Annotated in this window: 4 protein-coding genes; 1 reads left to right on the top strand and 3 read right to left on the bottom strand. The window is 69.7% G+C overall.

What is annotated here, in order from left to right; all coding sequences use genetic code 11:
- The coding region (locus tag AC1DBQ_RS22900; RefSeq protein WP_476930691.1) for a flavin monoamine oxidase family protein at window positions 1-1,111 on the top strand (1,111 nt) is incomplete at its 5' end.
- 29 nt (window positions 1,112-1,140) lie between these two features.
- Here AC1DBQ_RS22900 and AC1DBQ_RS22895 read toward each other — a convergent pair.
- The 3 genes from AC1DBQ_RS22895 to AC1DBQ_RS22885 all read right to left on the bottom strand — a co-directional run.
- A complete protein-coding gene (locus tag AC1DBQ_RS22895) occupies window positions 1,141-1,662 on the bottom strand; it encodes a gamma carbonic anhydrase family protein (protein WP_476930690.1) in 522 nt (173 codons plus the stop codon).
- A gap of 100 nt (window positions 1,663-1,762) precedes the next feature.
- Window positions 1,763-2,239, bottom strand: a complete 477-nt coding sequence (locus AC1DBQ_RS22890; protein WP_476930689.1) for a class I SAM-dependent methyltransferase — start codon at window positions 2,237-2,239, stop codon at window positions 1,763-1,765.
- Between the two features lie 21 nt (window positions 2,240-2,260).
- A partial coding sequence (locus tag AC1DBQ_RS22885; RefSeq protein ID WP_476930688.1) for a formyltransferase family protein occupies window positions 2,261-2,523 on the bottom strand: 263 nt, incomplete at its 5' end.

The raw sequence follows: 2,523 nt of genomic DNA, 5'->3' as shown, positions 1-2,523 counted from the left end.
ACTGTGGAACGCGCTGCTGCCGGAGCTGGACGAGCAGACGTTCTACGGTTTCATCGCCGGGAGCGACTCCTTCAAGCAGGCCGGCTTCGCCCACCGCGAGGCGTTCGGGCAGGTGGGCTTCGGCACCGGCGGCTGGGACACCGACTTCCCCAACTCCATCCTCGAAATCCTCCGGGTCGTCTACACCGACGCCGACGACCAGCACCGGCTCATCGMCGGCGGCGCGCAGCRGCTCCCCGAGGCGCTGTGGGAGCACGCGCCGTCGGGCATGGCGCACTGGCCGGACGGCACCTCCCTGGCGTCGCTGCATGCGGGTGCCCCGCGCGGCGCCGTGGAGCGCATCGCCCGCGACGGCAGCGGCGACTTCCGGATCCGCGAACGCTGGGGACGCGAGTCCGCCTACCCGGCGGTGGTKACCACGTGCCAGTCCTGGCTGCTGTCGACGCGGATCCACACGGACGAAACCCTGTTTCCCGCCGAGCTGTGGACGGCGATCGAACGCTCGCACTACATGCAGTCCTCCAAGACCTTCGTCATGGTGGACCGGCCGTTCTGGAAGGACATCKATCCGGAGACCGGCCGCGAGGTCCTGTCCATGACGCTGACCGACCGGCTGAACCGGGCCACGTACCTGCTGGACAACGGCCCGGACCAGCCCGCCGTGATCCTGCTGTCCTACACATGGAACGACGACGCGCTGAAGTGGCTCTCACTCGACGCGGACCAGCGGGCGGAGCTCATGCTGCACTCGCTGGAGCAGATCTACCCGGGCGTCGACATCGCCGGCCACATCGTGGGCCAGCCGATCACGGTCTCGTGGGAGGCCGACCCMAACTTCATGGGCGCTTTCAAGGCCAACCTGCCGGGGCACTACCGCTACCAGCAGCGGCTCTTCACCCACTTCAAGCAGGACKGGCTGCCCGCCGAACAGCGCGGGATCTTCCTCGCCGGCGACGACGTCTCCTTCACCGCCGGCTGGGCCGAGGGTGCCGTCACCACCGGCCTCAACGCGGTCTGGGGCGTGGTCAACCACCTCGGCGGCCGGACACCGGCCGGGAACCCGGGCCCGGGCGAGCTCCTGCCCGAGCTGGGCCCGATCGCCCTGGACTAAGCTGTTCGCCCTCGAAAGCGGCCCGGGGCTCAGGCGCTGTGGAGTTCGCGGTGCGCCCGTGCCAGCTCCTGGTAGTGCGCGGCATTGCGCTGGACGCCCGCGAACTCCTCGTCGCTGAGCTCGCGCCGGACTTTCGCGGGCACCCCGGCGACGAKCGAGCGCGGCGGGATGACCGTGCCCTCCAGCACGACGGCACCGGCAGCAACAAGCGAGCCGGTGCCGATCACGGCCCCGTTGAGGATGGTGGCGCTCATGCCGATCAGGCAATCGTCCTCGACGGTGCAGCCGTGCACCACGGCGCTGTGGCCGACGCTGACCCGGGCCCCGACGGTGCAGGGGAACCCGGGATCGGCGTGCAGCACCACGTTGTCCTGCAGGTTGCTGCCGGCGCCCACGGTGATGGCGGCGGTGTCGGCGCGGACGGATACGCCGTAGAAGGCGCTCKAGTTCTCAGCCAGCGTGGCGTTGCCKATCACCGAGGCCGTGGGCGCGATGAAAGCGGAGTCATGGACGGCCGGGGTCGTGCCGGCGAATGCGTAGAGGGGAGCCATGCCTCCAGCCTAGGACACCTGCCCACCCCGTTGCCCTATCACTTATGGCTGCTCTGAGCGCTCAGAGCAGCCATAAGTGATAGCGCATCGGGGGTTTGGGTCAGGCGGGGGAGCGGAGGACCGTAAACCCGCCGTCGCCGCTGCCACCTTTGCTGACGCTTCCGGCTTCTGCGCCCCCGCCGCTTCCGTCGCCTTCGCTGCGCGGGGCCGGGGCCGGGGACGGGAGGACGACGGCGATCGGCGCGCCGGGTTCGGCCACCCGCCCGAGTTCGCGGACGACGTCGTCCCACTGGTCCGGCGGCAGCCCCGCCAGGGCGTCCACCGCCCAGACCGAGGAGAACGCGGCGTCGGCGAACGGCAGCGATTCCGGGCCTGCCACGGACGCCTCCAGCCCGTGCGCCCGGGCGGCATGGATATTTTCCTCGGACGGGTCGACGCCGGTKAAATGGATGCMGGACTGCACAAAGTGCAGCCCGTCAGTGCCCGTGCCGCAGTCGAGCCCCAGCACCGCGTGCCGCCCCTCTGACTTCAGCAGGGCCACGAATGATTCGAGCCGGTCCTTCCGGATGGATTCCATGGCTCTAGTCAAAGACCGGAATCAGTTAAAGACAACCGTCCGGTTACCGTCGAGCAGGACGCGGTGCTCGGCATGCCACTGCACGGCCTGGGCCAGGGTGCGGCCCTCGACGTCGCGGCCCATCTGGACGAACTGCTCGGGGGTGCGCCGGTGGTCCACGCGGATGACTTCCTGCTCGATGATCGGCCCCTCATCCAGGGCTGCCGTGACGTAGTGCGCCGTGGCCCCGATGAGCTTCACACCCCGGGCGTGCGCCTGGTGGTAGGGCTTGGCACCCTTGAAGC

The organism is Arthrobacter sp. 10T413_2, assembly GCF_056394205.1.
The sequence above is the reverse complement of the archived record's forward strand: the minus strand, read 5'-3'. Positions and strand labels throughout refer to the sequence as shown.